This window comes from Coleofasciculaceae cyanobacterium (assembly GCA_036703275.1).
In the GTDB taxonomy this organism is placed as follows: Bacteria; Cyanobacteriota; Cyanobacteriia; order Cyanobacteriales; family Xenococcaceae; genus Waterburya.
This window is the reverse complement of the sequence record DATNPK010000003.1, coordinates 1-17,622: the sequence shown is the minus strand read 5'-3', so window position 1 is coordinate 17,622 and position 17,622 is coordinate 1. Positions and strand designations below refer to the sequence as shown.

Genomic DNA, 17,622 nt, shown 5'->3' with positions numbered 1-17,622 from the left:
TGCGTAGTTGAACTGCTACGTAAAATAGTATACCATGAATATCTAACTGCCAAATAAATTTGGCTCGACAGATTTGAAATCTGTCGGTCGCTTATATCCACCGTTTTGAAAGACAGTGGCTTTACGCTCCTTTTCCGTAATGGTAGAACTTTTCATAGTGGGATAAATCCCTCGGTCTTGCCCAGTTATAAACCGTAATCACTAATCCAGGATGAGAACGCCCAACCCTAGAGGTTGCTTGAATATATTCGGCAGTGTTTTTAGGCTGACCGCAGGCAACCATCACTCCCAAGCGTTTGACATCCACTCCAACAGAAATCATATTAGTTGCCAGGATTACGTCTAAAGGAAGTGGTCGGTTGTTTTTTCCTGCTTTACGATTTTGTTTTTGCTTAGGATTAAATGGTATTTCCAGCTTATCTAGCAGTTGAGGAATTTCTGTCGAATCCTTGCGCGAAGTTAATTCATCCACAATGGGGCGGTTTCGATTAGCTAAACCCCGCTGTTCCATTTTTTTCAAACGGTTACTAATATCATCATCAACTAGCCTTCTAGTACCGCCTAATTCTCTGAGAGAGTTGAAATAACCCACTAATGTCATCCAGGGATCTGCTTTTTCTCCGTATTGTTCGTAGAGAGTTTGTGACGATGCTAGGACTGCTAAGTAGACCCGAATAATTGCTGCTTTTAATCTTCTGCCAGGGGCGCAAATGCCTAAATAGCGACGACCAGGACTAGCTGGAGTTGGTGAATTTTGTTGAGAGAAAAAATTATCTTCAATGTTTAAGCCTTGGGGCGGAAATATCTGTAGCTGACGTTGGAACAAACTATTAATCTGAGTTTCTGCCTGGCGAATAGTTGCAGTTGAAGCAATTACTTTAGGGCGTACTGGCTTCCCTTCAACTTCCCAGGTAGCCAGTTTATCTACCGCCGTTTCATATAAGCCGACTAATGTACCGAGAGGACCACTAATTAGGTGTAATTCATCTTGAATAATTAAATCGGGAGGACGCAGCTTGCTACAGTAGATAGTCTTCGCTGACTCTAATCCTTTTCCTTTCTTATGATGATCCTTATCTTCAATATCGGGAGAACGGAAGCCATGACGCTGACAATAGCCGTTAACCTCCCCAAATAGCATTTGAATTTCCCCTTTCCAGGGCATTTGAGCGAATTTATCTACCGTAGCAATCAAGAGAGTTGGCAGACGACGATAAATTTCTTCGTCTACGATTACGATTGGCAATCCTTCACCCTTAGAAAAGCTACACTTGCCTAACTTATCTCCACATTTTACATAGGTACGTCCCTGACCTTTCTCTACCGATTCAACCTGAATATGTTTGCCAGGTTCGATCTTTATACCGCACCAAGGACAGTTAGTTAATTGGTGGGGAGTTCCCCCAGATTGCCTTTAGTTTTGCGATCGCTCTTGTTTGACCCATTCTTCGCTTTGAGATGTGTAGTTAGGGGTACTGCTATTTCCCACCCATAAACCAATACGAATTGGTTCTTCACCCCAGAGATCGGGATTTTTCCGTCGCAGATCTTCACAGGCACAAATCAGAGTTGTCGCCCGTTGAAACTGCTGGAAAGTAAGCAGACGTAAGGTATAGCGCATTAATACCGCTACTCCGTGATGTCCGTCCCTGCCACCAATTTTGCCCTGTAGTCTTCTTAAGGCAATGGTATAAGCGGTTAAACCTAAATAAGCCTCGGTTTTACCCCCACCTGTAGGAAACCAAAGTAAATCTGTAACTGCATTAGTGGGATGAGAGCGATCGCAATGGTGTAAGTCCGTAGCACTAGCTAAATTTAACAGGATAAAAGCTAGCTGAAACGGTCGCCAGCTATGATTATTGGGCGTATCTAGTTCTAATAAGGTAGTTGTTTCACCCCGACGGACTTTTTCACTATAAATTGAATGAATCCGCTGTGACTTCATCGCTAAATTCATAAACTTGAAGGCTTCAACTGCTTGGGAATTATTACGCAGCATCTCAATCCCTTCGTCAATGCGAGTTAATGCTTGCCGACAGTTAGCGATCGCTTTAACCGCAGCTTCTTGATAGTCGTTTAATAGTTCTTGGGGATCGGATATTTTTTGTTCTTGTCGATCGATCCAGATTTGATAGGCAGCAGTTAAAGGTTTTAGGTAAGCAATCAATTCATCTGGTTCGGCTTCCCCTAGCTGTTTCATATCCACTACTAAACCTGTCAGATCGGGGGTAGTAGATTGAGGAACTTCATAGTCGGGAATGAAAGTGGTTGCCAGGGCGATCGCTTTTTGGGAATTGTCAGGCGAAGGAACGGCTTTAACTGCCACTCCATGACCCACTGCAAATTCTACCTGGTGGCGATATAGCATCGCCATTGCTTGATTTTCTTGATGAATTACAGGGTCGAGATTCTCACCACTTATTGCTAAGGGTTTTCTTATAAAGATATCTGGCTGGTTAGCATCAACAGAACGCAGTATTAATTCTGGTTGAAACAGCCAAGCACTATCTCGTAGCTTGTTGGGTTCGGTTTGATTATTAACTAGGAATACAGTGATTAACCAGTCTCCTTTAAATTCCCTAACTCTGCCCTGAACAAATACTTCTGGTACTTCTTGAGGAGAAATAACCCATTCAATACTTTTTCCATCTTTGAGAAGGACAACTTTTGTACCCTGGCGGGGAGTGCGTTTCCAGACTTTGATCGTACTACTATCTTCTTTAAAGCTGATTTCGCTATCTTTACGTTCGTAATGCCCCCATTTGGCAGTAATTTCTAATTCTTTAGTTTCACCACTGACGCAAAAACTCATGCCAATAGAAGAGGGAAACATACTGGTAGCAGGAGGAATAGCACTATCACTTTGTCCTTCTTCAGCGTTATCTTTGCCTGCGGGGGCAAGGTTATCCTGTTGTTCTGGTGCTTCTTCTAGTGGTTCTTCGGGATTCTTAGAACGCATTTTCGGAGCGAGAACTCCTACTAAATAACGGTTGCTAACGCTTCCTTCCTGAACTTCCTCTGTTTCTCCATTCACAGGTCCTAAAAGGTCGCGTAAAATTAGCTGATGTAATTCTTCTCTGATATCGTAGGGAGTAGCTTCAGTAAGAATTTGTTTCTGGGATGTCGGAGTTGGAGTAGATTTTTCTAAGTTTAATAAATCCGCTCTAATCTCAATTTTTTCTTCTAGCAGACTGCCTGTATTCTTTTCAGATGGGCTATAGCTAGTAGTAGTAAGGCTAAGTTGTTTTTCAGAAGTGTCTTTAGATTTGATAGGTTTTTTAAAGGATTTAAAACATTTAGAGATGGCATCGAGGATACTTTCAGAGATACCTCCATTAATTCCTAAACATTCTTCATCACGGTCAATATCTAAACCATCAAGTAAAACTTTGAGATATTTTTGTGGGGCATGACTTACTTCACTCCAGTCAAGAACTGCTTGATCCGATCTTAGCTCTTGATTAATCTGCTTTAAATCTAGTTCCCCAGGCAGTTTTGGAGGGAGTTCAATAATCTTTTTGACCACAAGAATGTCAGCAACTTTCTACAATTACGGTTACTGTTTTAACACACGGGCGGGTTGGTGTCGTGAGGATGTTGGTGATTAGTTTTTAGTCATTAGTTCTTAGTTTCTGCGATTAAAAGCGATCGCAACAAGTAATTATTTACTTCTGCAAATCTTGAATAATCTTATCGACTTTCATAAAGGTATGGCTTCTTTTAATACCTGTTCGCGAATACATTCATGTAGAATCTCAGGCTTGGCAACATCGACTTTGCGATCGAGTAAATCTTCTAAATCTTGAATTAAAGCGATACGATTTAACAAACTGCGTCCAGCTTGAATGTCCATCAAGAAATCTATATCACTATCTGCTGTTGCTTCTCTGGCAACAGAACCAAAAATCCGTACATTAGAAGCCTCATATTGAGCAGCAATTTTGAAGATTTCTGCTCGTTTTTCTTGAAGTAATTCTTTTATTTCCATATTTTTTTCACTTAAATATATTTTCCTCGTTCTAGATATTTTTCTTTAACTCCTAATTCAAATGTAGGAAATAGATAATTTTCTTCTTTAACTTGATTAATCAATATTTCTAACCTATTTCTTTTATTAAAGTTTCATCGGCTAGTTTTTCAAAGCCTGTAGTGGCATTTACTAAATCTTTCAAAATTAGTCTGGCTGTTTCAGGTTCGCCATTTAAGAAAAGAGATGCTGCTTCATCTAGCAATGCTTTGGCAAATTCAGGTTCTCTTTGAATTCTGGCATTAATTGTCTCTTTGAAATCTTTAGTTATAAACATAATTATTCTGACTTGAATTTATTTATGATATAAAAACCGAGCAAAATCTAAAACTTTTTCTTGCCTTTGATTATCTAAATTACGAAGAATAGCAGCGACTTGTTCTGAAATAGGTAGCCAAGTTTTTGTTTTAGCTGACCAAACAACAACAAATTGTTTAGCAGACAAAGCGCAAAGTGCTAAAGTCTCTCCGTCAGAGTTAGAGAACTCTACTTCATAGTTGTTGTCTTGATAGCATTCAACTATTGCCCCTTGAACTCCTGCACGAAGATTTAATTCGGGCAAGTCTATCAATAACTCAACAACGTCAAATAATTCTGGCTGAGTCATTTCCTTTTCCTCACATAAAGAGTAACTAGTCTTACATTTTGATAATTGATTCACAATCGAACCAATAACCGATAACTTTAGAAAAGATAAATTTAAGCCACATATAAAACTGGTCTTTTCCCCAAAGCCAGAAGCGATCGCTCTAAAGTTTCCAGTTTGGTATTATGACTGGGATTAAGTATTCTTCTAACTTCTTTTTCATCGATATTCAAAGTCTTAGCAAGCTGGGTTTGATTAATGTCTTTCTCCTGCATTGCTAGCCAAATTGAAGCTTTAAAGGAAGTTTGTAATGGTGTTGTTACCATATATTCGTTGTCATCTGGTTCGGAAGGAGCAGGAATTTCTAAACGGCGGATAACTCTATTGGCGATCGCTTCTTCTAGGCAATCGGCAGCTTCATCGAGCGCATCTTCTATATTTTCTCCTTGGGTAATAGCTTCTGGTAAGTCACGAAAAGTAACTGTAAAACCTCCGTCCACTTCATCGGTCGTTAAAGTTACAGGAAAAGAAAAGCGACTCTTAATTTGATTATCTTTTAAATTCATCTTCCTTAATCCCTAATTGTTTGAGCATTGCCTTATAAGTGCCAGTTTTTAACTCATCTTTGAGATTCCGAACTACCGTGAATTTTTCACCATAGTAAAGCGTAATATGGCTACCTTTGCCACGGCTTTTATCTATGGAAACTTCTAAATCATTAGCTTTAGCAAGTTTTTTGACTCTCTTAATAAATTCGTTACCTGTCACGACGGATAAGAGGACATATATGTCCGATACTATTTTAGCTAAGTATATGAGAGCTTTAGCACTGAAAGCAAAATTATTGAAAAACTAAGTACTAATAACTTCAAAACAAGCTTTTCTGCTTGATTTTACTGTCACTTGCTTTCTTCCTCTTCTTTTTCCCTTTCTTCTTATCGTGTAAACCTTGTGCCACTTCCTCTGCATAACGGTCAAAGTTTAATTGCAGCAGGCGGTCTAAGACTTCTCTGCGGATGGGTTCGCTAATGGTGTAACGCAATCCCTGTTTGGTTTCGTGGAAATCGTGGTTTAAGCTCTCGCCCTCAAGTAAGTCTTCCCAACCATAGGCTTGAGCCACAGCGTAATCCATTTCGACATGGAGTTGACGGAATTTAACGATATCTTCGCTGGCTTCTGCGGGGTCATGGAAGCGGTTATAGGTTTTGGTCAGTCCTTCCTGGCGAGTCTGCATGATGGCTTGACGATGGTTGTAGTAGGTTTCGCCAATAATTTCTAAGTTCGTTGTTAGCCCTGAAGGGCTAATCGATTCAAGGCTGAAGCTTTTATTACGGACGGGGAAGGGGAAGGTTTCAAAGCAATCTGTGGGAGAGTAATTAAGCGTAATCGCGCCAAGAGTTGAAGTATATTGTCTTGCCCATTCCCAGTGAAAACTACTCTGCATTATGGCAAAAAATGAATTAGTTTCAATTGGAAAAATAACAATCTTTTCATGAAACACAATATCAGTCGAAAACCAAGTTACTACATTTGTAGGGCTAACTCTAGCGGTTACTAAAATCCGATCGCGTCCTGCGATCGCTTCATAGCTTTCAAGACGTTTATCCCAAAATTTCCAATAATCATATTCATGAATTTGCTTTCCCCTTGCTACAATTTTGTCTCTTTCAGGTTTGACTCGTTCCGTGAGTATTTGTAAACATTCAGGATATTTACTTGCTTGTTCAAAATCCCAGTCAAAAAAATTAATTACCCAACGGCTAGGAGATTGATCGGGATTAGAATTAAGGTCTTGTCCGTTAAGATAAGGAAACAACACATCTTTATTACGAGAGTCTTTTTCAATCAGCGCTTGAGCTTCTTCAGGAGTCAAGACAAAGCCCATACCAAGAACATAGGAACCAATAAAAGATTTACTTTGATTAGCTACTAACCTGTTAGGTTTACCGATTGATTTTCCTGGAACAGTTAAATAAGGGGAAATTCCAGTAACAGTTTTATCGTTAAGTAAATATTTTCCATGCCATTGTCCTTTCCGTAGCCAAGCATAAGCAACTTCTAAATTAGCCGAACCTTCCCATTTACGACTCGGAACACCCCGATAGATCGTAGAAGCTGATTCTGTCGCTTTACCAGCGAGAACTAGAGGTTTAACAATTTGATCTAAGCCTACTTCTCTGGTATCTCCTTGAGCAATAGTATTTGTAGCAACTAAACCCAGATGCCCATTAGCTTGAACTAATTGATTTGCTCTTAAAAAGAAATAAGCGCATAAGTCAGCACTGCCTTTTGCTTCGTTAGCCAAATATTCAACTAAACAATCTCGATAGGGAGTACCCAAAACACCTGTAATTTTTTTACCACCCATAAACGGCGGATTTGACACCAAAGCGTGAAATCCCCGAACCGTATCACGTAGGGGCGAACCGCCGTTCGCCCTTACAGATAAAGGAAAGAAAACTTCAGGAAATTCTAATTCCCAGTGAAAAGTAGCTAAATTCTGCGGTAATTTTTTTACATCAGCTTCAGGGATACTCATGCCATTATTAGCAACGGTTAACATTCTCTCTCTTAAGGCTTCTTGTTCGCTTTTTTTGAGTCCAGAATGATAAACCCCTATTAATAAATCCGCCCGCTCTTTTAAATCATGAATCCGCGCATTAGCTTGAGCCAATAAATAAGTTTTTTCCTGCTGATCTTGAGGGGAATTGACAGGGCGAGACTGTATTTGTAGTCTTTGTGCGATCGCCCCTTGAACTTCCTCCCAGAGAAGATCTACCCCAAAAATTGGTTCAGTACTCCCTTCCGTAGTATCCAGATTCCAGCTTTTTAACTGCTCTAAGTTCACCCCAACCAAAGAATCACCAGTTTTCAAACAATGATCTAAAAAGGTAAAGGGCTTATCCTTTTGCATCGTTTCCAGCCACAGCGACAACTTCGCCATTTCTACCGCCAGATGATTCTTATCAACTCCATACAAACATCTTTCGGCTACGGTGCGTTTGGCATAGATCAATCTTTCTGACCCATCTAGGGGAATCATACATTCTTCAGGACGAGAACGAGATAGTTTACCTTCTGGCGCAATTACTACTTTGCCAGGATTATTTGCTTCGGCATCTGACCAAGCTTGAACCAGTTTCTCTCCTAAATACCGACAAGCCTGAACTAAGAAGGCAGCCGAACCCATACAAAAGTCACAGATGTTTAATGCCAATAACTCATCAGCCAATCTTAACTGCCACTCTTCGGCTGGCTTACCCTCCGCTACTCCTGTATAAACTAGCGGTTCGAGGGTATAGCGAACAATTTCTTCGGTAACATTTTTACTGGTATAGTGCGTTCCCGTATCCCTGCGATCCGATCCTTGGGTAACATACACACTACCTTGCGAAATCACCAGGGGATAACCAAAAGTATCCTCCCGCAGCAAATGATAGAAAGGCAATACTCGCTCTACCAATTCCGTATTGTTCTGGCAAGCAATTAATAGTTTGTTATGGGTATGACGGTCAAGTGCTTCATTTTGCTGTAAGGCGTTTTTAATCGCCGATTCAGACCGCTTGGTTTCTTTTTGGAGATATTTAACTAAACTGTCTTCTCCTAAACTATATTTAGCTTCCAATTCCCTCAATGCTAGCTCTGGCTCTTTATTTTTAGTCCCCGCTATCCCCAACACATCTTTATCCGACCGCACCGCCGTATGATCCAACAAACCCTCATATATATGCCCGATTTGTTCCACGTCCAAACCCTTAAAAGAAAGCCGACGGGGTTCGCTGTTTCCGCCTGGTAACTTAGTCTGTAGAATCTGCAAGGCTTCTAGTAGATGTAAAACCGTGCGATTATCCACCTGCAACGGCTGCTCGTCACCCTCCAAAAACGGAAACCGTTTGGGGTCAAATAAATCCCCACCATAAGCAGGTAACTTGAGTAAATCGTGGTCGATACCGCCATGTACCCCCCGAAATAGAGCCAGCAAACGACACCAAGCATCATAACGACGCTCTAATATTTCTTCCCCATAACTGTCTGCTTGAGTTCTCAACTCTTCCCGAATCGTTGAAACGGCATAGGATTTGTCATAAAGACTATTACCAGTCAGTAACAAACCCTTTTCCTCCGCACAAAAGAGAAACACCAACCGCATCATCACCACTAATGCCGATTCGTATAACTTCTCTGACGAAACATCCTTAAGCAAACCTCGATCCTGGTCTAACTTATCGATTTTTTGAACTAAAACCTCAACCGCTTTGAGAACCTGCTTACCTAATTGGTCTGTTACCTCTTTCTGTGAATCCTTACTCTTCTGGAATAATTTAATCAGAGTCTGTTCAGCTTCTACAGCAAAAAACCGCCTCACTCCTAATAAAGAACGAAACGCTCTGAGAGTGACTTTTTCCTCTACCCAAAGATGGCTATACCAAGATATAAAGCTGCTGCTTTGCCCTGGGGGTGCATACACTAGCATCCACTGTTCGCCATTCGTCAGCAAACCCAAACTAATATTTGTCCCCCGCAAAAGTTCCAGCATCCGCGTGGCAGGGGAAGCTTTCCACCGAGAATTTTTATAAGACTTTTCTAAACCCTGGTCGAAAGGCACAATTTGAATCAGTAATTGCGGTTTACCTGTATCGGGTTCGACTAAAACCAGATCGGGACTCAAATCCCCATACTGCCCTACTTTAACCGTCAGACTGGGAGCAATCTGTTGCCGTTGCTGAAGTAAATCGGCAGGAAATTCTAAACTATTCTCTAATACCCAATCAATCCAGGCGCGATGAATCTCTGGATTAAATTTCTCATACGACCACTCGTCATAAGCAATCTTGAGCAAATTAAAGTGTTCGGGTTCGTGGGCATCTAACCCTTGAGGAAAAACCTTTAATAACTCTTCAATGCTTAAAAAAGCACCTTGGGCTTCTACTAAAGAAAGCCATTCAGCATGATGACGAGAGACAGACATATTAAAAAAATTTATAAAAGAACTTTATGATGACCGTATAAAACAGGTCTTATAGCTCTAAAGTTCGCTTTTTTGTCCCTTAAGCCAACATTTATGCCCAAAAATGCCGATTTAAGCGCGTTTTTTAGGTTTTAATTAAGCATACTTTTGTGGAATCAAAAATGCGATCGCTAGAGGAAAAAGACGCGAACTCAAATTGCCAAAGCGGTCTTTGATTAACTTGGTTTCCTGTTCGATTTCCTGGGGAATATCTTCTAATCTGGCTTTGAGACTATTGCGATTGCTCTCTAGCTGCTGCTGTTCGGCATCATTAAATAGATCCAGCTTTAACTGGAGGGGTTTGGCAAACTCAGCTAATTCCTGTTCGATACTATGCTGTAACTCCGTCAGGATGGCAGTGAGGTCTGCTACTTCTTGATCGCATCTTCTTTGCAGAGATTTTTCCAGAGCTTGAGTACGTTCTTCTGAGCGTTTTTCTAAGCTATTAAGCAGAGGTTCTTGATAGCTATTCCACAGTTTTACCAGACTCTCTTTGATTGAATCTTTGTCTTGAACGGGTCGCTTATGGGGGAAACCCCCAAGACCGCGCCCGTCCGCAATTTCACCAGCATTAGCAGCAGTCAAAGCCTCGCTAATTTTTAGCACATTGAGCCGACTAAAACGACCTTCTTTGAGAATGCCCCCTGCGGTAATTACTTCTTCGTGGAGTTTTTGGCTGTCGTTACCCAAAATTAAAAGTCTGCCATAAGCCACCACTGCGGGAAATTCTAGAACGCCATTTGGTACAACTTTTGCAGTTACTCTATGGAGATTTTTCTGGCTACCCCGCGACCAAACTTCTGCCCGTAATAAACGCAAACACATCTGCACCAGAGGATGATTGAGGTGAATTAAAACTAAGTCTTCTCGCCCTCTAGTCAGATCAAGATTAAAAGTCACTGCCCGAATTTCTCCCGTATGGGGGTCTGACAATCTTTGGGTACAGTTAACCCAACTGCCTTTAAAAGCAGGTAGATAATAAATTTCTTTAGTTTCAGGAACGGGCTGAAGAGGTTGCTGTTCGGCTAATTCCAAACCAATTTTAACTACGGTTTCGATATTTTTAGGTTCGAGTCTTAAAGTGCTGCGGGTTTCGTCTAGATGTTCTTTAAGTTGGGCAATGCGATCGTTGATCTGACGCTCAAACTTAAACATCTTCCGTACTGCTACACCCTGTTCTTCAGCTTGTTCGGTATTTAAAGTAGTCCGCTTACCCAGCATGGCTTCTTCTACTTGACTAGCAATTACAGAACTAACTTTGCCTAAATCTTCCCGAATGTTATTTACCTTCAGGGCTGCCCGCATTAAAAATTCCAAATCTCCGTCTAACTCTCCTGGGCTTACTCCCTGAGTGCTAGTTTGAGCATAGTTTTTACCCACAAAATGATAGATTTTAACCTCTGAAGCTTTTTGTCCGTGACGGTCAATCCTGCCGTTACGTTGCTCCATGCGATTGGGATTCCAGGGGATTTCGTAGTGAATTAGATTAGAACAGTAATTCTGTAAATCCAAACCTTCTGAGGCTGCATCGGTAGCCAAGAGAATACGAACTGATGATACTTCAGGATTAGCTTGAAAAGCTGCTTTGACTTTTTCTCTTTCATCGGGATTAATACCGCCGTACATGGTCATCAGCCGATTATCTTTAGCAAAACCACGATTCGCTAAAAGATCGTAAAGCCATTTTTGCGTAGCCCGATACTCGGTAAAAATAATTACCCTTTCATTCGACCACTTGCCACCAGGTCGAATTATTTCTTCTAACCATGCCAATAACTGCTGGGCTTTAGTATCGGGATTTCTCTCTGCGGTTTCTGCCCAATCTAGCATTTGCTCTAAAAGCTGTTTTTCCTCTGTATTTAATTCAGAAAACAAACGGGAGGTAATATCTAAAACGCTGCTAGTGGTATCTTCATAGGCTTCGTCATCGGCAAAATCTTCTTCTAAACCTGTTAGCTGACGACGTAAAATCCCTAAGTTTGTCTTTTGCAGACTGGTGCGAGATTTTCGGTGTTTGAACTCGATAGATTCTTGATGTTTTTCTAATGTAGTTAAAAAAGCAGCAGGGGAGGAAAACAGCCTTTTTTTCAGCAACTTCAAGACAAACTCAGTTGAATAAAGTTCCACGTTATCCTGAGCATTTTTACGTCTTAGTTGGGTGTATTCTCCCAACATCCGATTAACCGCTTTTTCGCCCGTCGTATAGTCAACGGCGATCGCTTCCAATTGCCTTTGGGGAAAACGAGGCGTACCATCCCATTTGGGCGGTAGCTCCCTTTTAAGACGGCGCACCATTACCACTTCTAACTGAGAACGATCTGGAGTTACTCCTCTGGCAAATCGTTGAGAATCGAGCAACTCTAACAGCGCGGTAAAGCTTTCTGGATAACCATTGTGGGGCGTGGCGCTCAAAAACATTTTGTGTTCAAAATGCGGAGCGAGTAACCTAATAGCTGCCGTTCGTTGAGAATCGATAGCATAGTTACCACTTCCCGATGGGGCAACGTTATGGGCTTCATCCACAATCAAAAGATCGAAGCGACGAGGATAGATTGATTCTCCTTCTTGGGGTAAAACTTCTCTCATTAACCTCAACGGGCGATCGCGCTTGAGAAAATCAATAGAAGTAATTAGACGTGGATAGTGAGTCCAAGGATTGACGTGAATACCTCTGGTTCTTCTTAACTGCTTCATCAACTCGCTATTAACAATGCGAAAATCCAAACCAAATTTATCGCGCATTTGCTGTTGCCACTGCACCTGTAGCGAGGAAGGACAGACAACCAAGATCTTCTGTACACGCTGTCTGAGCATCATCTCTTGAGCCACCAGACCAGCTTCGATAGTTTTACCTAAGCCAACATCATCGGCAATTAACAAGCTCACGCGAGGCATTTGAATCGCTCTAACTACGGGATCTAACTGATAATCCTCAATATCAATGCCACTGCGAAAAGGAGACTGAATATTTCGCACATCTGCCGAAGAAGCTGCTCCCCAACGTACTGCATCCAAAAAAGCATCCAGGCGATCGGCCCAATCAAAACCTTCGGGATAAGGTAGTTCCCTCGTTTCATAGGTAGCAGCATCTATTTCCAACTCCCAAATAACTTCTAATTCTGCACCCAGATCGTCATCCTCCACTGACTTTACTTTAACTAAATGATGGTTCGCAGTTTGCCGGCTCCTTACAACATTAGTAGAACTAGTTGAGGCGCAGACATCCGTAACGCAAAAACGACGACCTCTTAGAGTAACTAATTGACCAGCTTCAGGGATAGTTTTTATGGGATTAGCAAAATACATCGGCGGGAACTAAAGATAAATCACGTCACTCTTAACATTCCTTTTCTTACTAATTTTTGTTAACGCATCTTTCTTTAGAAAAATTTTTGGTTCATGAAATGCCGATTTTTTTGGCAGAGTAGCTACTTGGACAAGCGATGCCTACGGCTAGCTATCGCAATCGCGTTCACCTCTATCTATCTAAAGGCGAGCAAGACATATCCAATGATGATGAGTAGTCTTCAAAAAAGTATTTTTGTAAATACGATTTTCGCCTATTTGAGCAATTACTGGTGGTACAATTTACGTCAACAAAGTCAAACATGTTGTCAGTTCTACTCATCCTTTAGGTGAGGTTGAATCAAGAGCTTTGTGACAATTACAGAGAGATTATCCCAACTCAAATTGAAAAGGATAGATACGGGCGAACTGTGGCAGAGGTTTATGTTCAGGATAGAAAAAACTCGGCTATTAGCTTAAATCTTGAGACTGTTCGGGCTGGTTACGCTTGGCACTATGCCCAATATTTTGATAGTTGTCCGATTCAAGATGAGTTAATTATGGCAGAGGGGATGGCAAAACAGGAAAAAGCGAGAAAATTTGGAACGGCAATCCTCAACTACCTTGGGAATGGCGTTTGTCTAATAAGTAGAGTAGGGCGATCGCATTCATGTGATGCGACTTAAATCTATTGAGAAAGACATAATTGAGGTATTGCTCACTGAGTAGATAACACCAGCACTTCGTGTAAAGCTGTAGCTGCATTTCCGCCTGTTTTAGTTCCACCCCCAAAGACAAAGATTCGATTTCCAGCAGCCGATGCCCCCAATCCGTGTAGTGGTGTTGGCAAGGACGGTAATACTGACCAAGCATCAGTTTTCGGGCCGTATACCCAACTTTCGGCGAAAACTTTCTGTTCTGGAACCCACTGTTCGCCGCCAAAAACGTAAAACTTGCCTCAAGCGAGAGGGGGTCTGGCGGCAACCTCGCGCTTGAGGCATCGGCGATCGCGTTTGCCAACGATCAAGCTTCGGATCGTAAACCTCAAGAGTTGGAACGTTGATTTGGCGCGTAGTACCATCAGCATTCTTGATGAACTTGCGACCACCAACTACATAGATCTTTCCATCAATGACGGCAGACCCTGATTGGCACGGCGCAACCAGCGCTTGGTCGTCGGATTAAATACTTCGTTTGGCACACTATCGATGTGGTCATTGAACAGCCGAGCGTCCTCAGTGGCTCGAATGCGCCCGCCGATTAAGTATATCTATGTCATCCACTACTGCGGATACGCCCTCTGCGCGAGCCACTGGCAGGTCAGTCCCTTTAGTCCAAGTATTCGAGCCAGGATTGTAGACAAACATCGTAGTCTGTGCGCGCCAGTCCGGAAAACCACCTGTGAAACCGCCAACACCGTAGAGTAAACCATTGATTGCAGACAGCGTAATGTGATGGCGGGCTTCGGGTAGCGATCGCAATTGTGTCCAGGCATCTTTGACAGGATCGTAAGACTCGAAATGATCTGAAAATCGAGTGTTTGGGGTGAGTAGACCGCCAGCCACGTAAATTTTTCCGTTCAGAACTTCTGGATAAAGCTCTTGCCGAGCGACCGTTGGTGGCGCAGCTTTAGTCCAATACGACATCTGGCTTTGCGCTTGACTAAGTAGGGGCGAATACAGCGCAACGACCAAAAAGATTGGGATAGACAGAGAAAACAAATATCTAGACAGCATAATACATCACTCCATTTCAACCGATTGGACGTGGATTTGGCAGGCGAACCAAGCCATTAAAATTCTTACCGGGATACCAGGACGTTTGGAGAAGTTTGTCAAAACCGGGAAGGCTTTCCATATGTTTCACCATCCGAGTACGCATTAAGTTGTCGGGTAGCGATCCTTTTAATGCCCCCATATTCTCAACAACGTGGTCGGGGTTTGTGGTCGCGGGAAGCGCAGTGAGAACAGGGTGAGAAATCACATATTTGAGGAAAAACTGCGCCCAGTTCTCGCAGCCAATCTCGTTGGCAAAATCGGGCAGTGGTTGCCCCCTCACCAATTCAAAAAGACGGGCTTTCTCAAAGGGCATATTGGCTAAGACTGCGGTTCCTCGTGCCGCCGCCGCTGGAAGAATTCTATCTTCGACTTCACGCTGACGAATTGAGTAGCGAACTTGAACAAAGTCCAGATCGCCTTTGTCGATCCACTGCTCAAGCGCAGCAAAGTACAAGGGATCGTGGTAAGTAACGCCCACGTAGCGAATTTTACCTTCTTTTTTCCATGCCTTTAGCAGGGCTAAAATCGCGTCTACATTCACCAAGCTATGAACCTGCATCACATCAATGCGCTCGCGCGATAGTCGCTTCAGTGTTTGTTCCAATTGACGCTGTGCCTGACTGGGATCGCCCAGATACTCGCCAGTTGCCCAGGTTTTGTTAGTAATAAATAAATCATTGGTCAAGCCCAGTGTTCTGGCAAATTCGCCCACGTTTACTTCTGACATACCATAGAGCAGTGAGGTATCCACCAGTCGGCCGCCTGCATCCCAAAAGCGGCGCATCACTTGTTGAAGATGATCGCGGGGCCGATCGGACAAAACATCAAATGTCATGAATGTTCCCAGCCCGATCGCAGGTAGTTTCTCCTGTGTGCGTGGGATCTCTTTCGTGATGATCTGCGATGGTTGGTTGGAAGCAGGTTGCAACGGTTGATTTTGGGTTCGATTCTGTGCCTGTGCGGTTTTGGAAAGAGTGGGCATCAAAGCAGCGGCGGCAGCACCAAGTCCTAACAGTCCAAGTGCAGACCGACGGGAAACAATTTGCCTCATTGCTGGAGGAGAATAATCGTTATTGGGTATTGCATCCCCTTCCGGGTTGCCGTTCGTCATTGCCTTATCCTTTTACTTTGTTTATTCAGATGTGTTCATGCTATAGGTCGTAAACAGGGTTTTCAATGCCTAGACCTCGCCGTTTATTGCCTAATCCTCCAATAGTAAGACTGTATGGATGGAAGAAGTTGCGCTATAGTGCTTACTAGCAACACTGCTAAAGTGAGTGAAAAAACTAATATGGCGATCGAGATCATTAACCACCCCGAACTCGACTATGAATGTGAAAAATTAGGGGCATTACTCACTCGACACACTGATGGTCAGGGGAATGGTTCTCATTCAACCGCGATCGACAAGCTGAAATTTAGACGAGAATCTTCTGTTTCCACATCCCTACACGATGTTTGCGAACCGATTCTGGTCATTATCATTCAAGGCGCGAAAACAGTACTGTTAGGCCAAGAAAGCTATCCTTATAGAGTGGCTCAATATCTAGTGATCTCAGTCGATCTGCCATTAAAAGCCTTTGTAGTACAAGCGACTCCAAAAGAGCCTTATTTAGCCTTAAAGCTAAAATTAGACTTACGCCAAATTTGTGATATTCTGGCAGAAATTAAGGCGACAGCAGAGCCTCTAGGAATGAGCATTACCAGTAAAAAAGAAAACTCGATTAAAGGCTTGTTTGTCAGCAATGCTGATGCACCGCTGCTCGATTGCGCGCTCAGACTAACCCGGCTTTTGGATACGCCACAGGACATACCGATTCTGTCACCAATGATTATCCGCGAAATCTATTATCGCCTGTTGATGGGTGAACAAAGCGAAGCAGTTCGCCAGATTGCCACATCGGGCAGCACGATGCAGCGCATTGCTGAAACGATTAAACTGATTAAGGCTAATTTTACCAAACTGATGCCGATTGAAGATCTGGCTGGGCAGGCTTGTATGTCGCCTTCCTCGTTTCATCACCACTTTAAGAAAGTAACCTCAATGAGTCCGCTGCAATATCAAAAGCACTTAAGACTATTGGAAGCGCGTCGCCTGATGCTTGCTGAAAACTCCGATGCGACCAGTGCTGCTTATCAAGTTGGTTATCAGAGTCCATCTCAGTTTAGCCGGGAATATTCTCGTTTATTTGGTGCGCCGCCGCTTCGAGATATTGAACGGTTGCGCATAGCTTAAATAGGAAAAATGGCGCATTTAAGCTGAGACCTTGGGCGTTGCAGAATTACGGGGTGTTACGAATAGGTAGCGGTATTTGTTTAACTCTTAGGTAGTGCATCAGTAATGTTATCGAATGACTCAACATCGAAACAGATTTCGAGTAACACAAAGTCTGCCGTTTTAGCCTTGCTAAATAATGTCTGAGTCGAGTATTTTTCCCTTTGACTCTAGTTAGTTGAGTTTTCGGAAGTACTTTATGCTTCTTTGGCTCGATGTAATTGGCGTAAACACAGTATCCATCGGTTAAATAACCTGTTGCTATTCCAAGCTTTGATTTTTCTCCAGAGTTTTCTAAAGGTTTGACCACTACGGCACCCAATCTCAACTGCCAGAATTTCTCGAAGGTAATAATTAATTGATGTCCACACCCATATGCCCTAAAGGACTAGCTCCGCGTCGCGAAGGGGTATGAAGTAAGCATTTGCCAATCACGGATTCACGGATAAACCGCACTCCGCCCTTCGGTCTCGAAGCTTCTTGAAGCAGTCCTAAAGGATACCGCTTCGCATATCGCTATACTTGGGCGGCGGCTTTTGAGTGGGAAGCTTCCCACTCAAAACGCGCCTTGTAAGAATATTCTTACCCAACCTCGACAGTTCCTATAACGGGGCGGCAGTCGCTTCAACGGAGGGAACCTCCGCAACGCGCTGCCTTGGGAAC

At 42.7% G+C, this 17,622-nt stretch carries 14 protein-coding genes and 1 pseudogene; 2 read left to right on the top strand and 13 right to left on the bottom strand.

Annotated features, from left to right (window positions below; all coding sequences use genetic code 11):
- Positions 1–121: 121 nt before the first annotated feature.
- The 9 genes from V6C71_00170 to drmD form a co-directional block, all read right to left on the bottom strand.
- On the bottom strand, positions 122–1,246 hold the full coding sequence (locus V6C71_00170) for a helicase-related protein (GenBank protein HEY9766906.1): 1,125 nt from the start codon (positions 1,244–1,246) through the stop codon (positions 122–124).
- 168 nt (positions 1,247–1,414) lie between these two features.
- Complete coding sequence (locus V6C71_00165; protein ID HEY9766905.1) at positions 1,415–3,526, bottom strand: hypothetical protein; 2,112 nt, start codon at positions 3,524–3,526, stop codon at positions 1,415–1,417.
- Between the two features lie 174 nt (positions 3,527–3,700).
- Positions 3,701–3,988 (bottom strand): nucleotidyltransferase domain-containing protein, encoded by a 288-nt coding sequence (locus tag V6C71_00160; GenBank protein ID HEY9766904.1) that lies wholly within the window; start codon positions 3,986–3,988, stop codon positions 3,701–3,703.
- A gap of 109 nt (positions 3,989–4,097) precedes the next feature.
- The gene (locus V6C71_00155; GenBank protein HEY9766903.1) at positions 4,098–4,304 is read right to left on the bottom strand and encodes a hypothetical protein; all 207 of its coding nucleotides are present in this window, start codon (positions 4,302–4,304) and stop codon (positions 4,098–4,100) included.
- An 18-nt stretch (positions 4,305–4,322) separates the two neighbouring features.
- A complete protein-coding gene (locus V6C71_00150; protein HEY9766902.1) occupies positions 4,323–4,634 on the bottom strand; it encodes a DUF4926 domain-containing protein in 312 nt (103 codons plus the stop codon).
- A gap of 92 nt (positions 4,635–4,726) precedes the next feature.
- The gene (locus V6C71_00145) at positions 4,727–5,179 is read right to left on the bottom strand and encodes a hypothetical protein (GenBank protein ID HEY9766901.1); all 453 of its coding nucleotides are present in this window, start codon (positions 5,177–5,179) and stop codon (positions 4,727–4,729) included.
- Positions 5,163–5,381, bottom strand: coding sequence for a type II toxin-antitoxin system HicA family toxin (locus tag V6C71_00140; GenBank protein ID HEY9766900.1), 219 nt, complete (start codon positions 5,379–5,381; stop codon positions 5,163–5,165). The genes V6C71_00145 and V6C71_00140 overlap by 17 nt, the downstream gene beginning before the upstream one ends.
- A gap of 100 nt (positions 5,382–5,481) precedes the next feature.
- A complete protein-coding gene (locus V6C71_00135) occupies positions 5,482–9,582 on the bottom strand; it encodes a type IIL restriction-modification enzyme MmeI (protein ID HEY9766899.1) in 4,101 nt (1,366 codons plus the stop codon).
- 135 nt (positions 9,583–9,717) lie between these two features.
- Positions 9,718–12,927, bottom strand: a complete 3,210-nt coding sequence (gene drmD, locus V6C71_00130; GenBank protein HEY9766898.1) for a DISARM system SNF2-like helicase DrmD — start codon at positions 12,925–12,927, stop codon at positions 9,718–9,720.
- Positions 12,928–13,256: 329 nt separating this feature from the next.
- Between drmD and V6C71_00125 the strand changes: the two genes are divergently transcribed.
- Positions 13,257–13,592: a thermonuclease family protein gene (locus V6C71_00125; GenBank protein ID HEY9766897.1), complete on the top strand. Its 336-nt coding sequence runs from the start codon at positions 13,257–13,259 to the stop codon at positions 13,590–13,592.
- Positions 13,593–13,624: 32 nt separating this feature from the next.
- Here V6C71_00125 and V6C71_00120 read toward each other — a convergent pair.
- The 3 genes and pseudogenes from V6C71_00120 to V6C71_00110 all read right to left on the bottom strand — a co-directional run bounded on the left by V6C71_00120 (position 13,625) and on the right by V6C71_00110 (position 15,795).
- Positions 13,625–13,852, bottom strand: a pseudogene (locus V6C71_00120) (kelch repeat-containing protein).
- Between the two features lie 289 nt (positions 13,853–14,141).
- Positions 14,142–14,642, bottom strand: coding sequence for a kelch repeat-containing protein (locus V6C71_00115; protein HEY9766896.1), 501 nt, complete (start codon positions 14,640–14,642; stop codon positions 14,142–14,144).
- Positions 14,643–14,658: 16 nt separating this feature from the next.
- Positions 14,659–15,795 (bottom strand): aldo/keto reductase, encoded by a 1,137-nt coding sequence (locus V6C71_00110; GenBank protein HEY9766895.1) that lies wholly within the window; start codon positions 15,793–15,795, stop codon positions 14,659–14,661.
- A gap of 162 nt (positions 15,796–15,957) precedes the next feature.
- On the opposite strand from V6C71_00110, the gene V6C71_00105 reads away from it, so the two are divergent.
- Positions 15,958–16,920 carry an AraC family transcriptional regulator gene (locus V6C71_00105; GenBank protein HEY9766894.1) on the top strand — a complete coding sequence of 321 codons (963 nt, stop codon included), beginning with the start codon at positions 15,958–15,960 and terminating at the stop codon, positions 16,918–16,920.
- A 236-nt stretch (positions 16,921–17,156) separates the two neighbouring features.
- On the opposite strand, the gene V6C71_00100 is transcribed toward V6C71_00105, so the two are convergent.
- The gene (locus V6C71_00100; protein ID HEY9766893.1) at positions 17,157–17,330 is read right to left on the bottom strand and encodes a hypothetical protein; all 174 of its coding nucleotides are present in this window, start codon (positions 17,328–17,330) and stop codon (positions 17,157–17,159) included.
- Positions 17,331–17,622: the final 292 nt, after the last annotated feature.

Bases quoted from the DNA above. Each gene is read 5' to 3' on its own strand.
- V6C71_00160 (HEY9766904.1), bottom strand. From the start codon at position 3,988: ATGGAAATAAAAGAATTACTTCAAGAAAAACGAGCAGAAATCTTCAAA.
- V6C71_00110 (HEY9766895.1), bottom strand. From the start codon at position 15,795: ATGACGAACGGCAACCCGGAAGGGGATGCAATACCCAATAACGATTAT.
- V6C71_00150 (HEY9766902.1), bottom strand. From the start codon at position 4,634: ATGACTCAGCCAGAATTATTTGACGTTGTTGAGTTATTGATAGACTTG.
- V6C71_00145 (HEY9766901.1), bottom strand. From the start codon at position 5,179: ATGAATTTAAAAGATAATCAAATTAAGAGTCGCTTTTCTTTTCCTGTA.
- V6C71_00155 (HEY9766903.1), bottom strand. From the start codon at position 4,304: ATGTTTATAACTAAAGATTTCAAAGAGACAATTAATGCCAGAATTCAA.
- drmD (HEY9766898.1), bottom strand. From the start codon at position 12,927: ATGTATTTTGCTAATCCCATAAAAACTATCCCTGAAGCTGGTCAATTA.
- V6C71_00115 (HEY9766896.1), bottom strand. From the start codon at position 14,642: ATGCTGTCTAGATATTTGTTTTCTCTGTCTATCCCAATCTTTTTGGTC.
- V6C71_00135 (HEY9766899.1), bottom strand. From the start codon at position 9,582: ATGTCTGTCTCTCGTCATCATGCTGAATGGCTTTCTTTAGTAGAAGCC.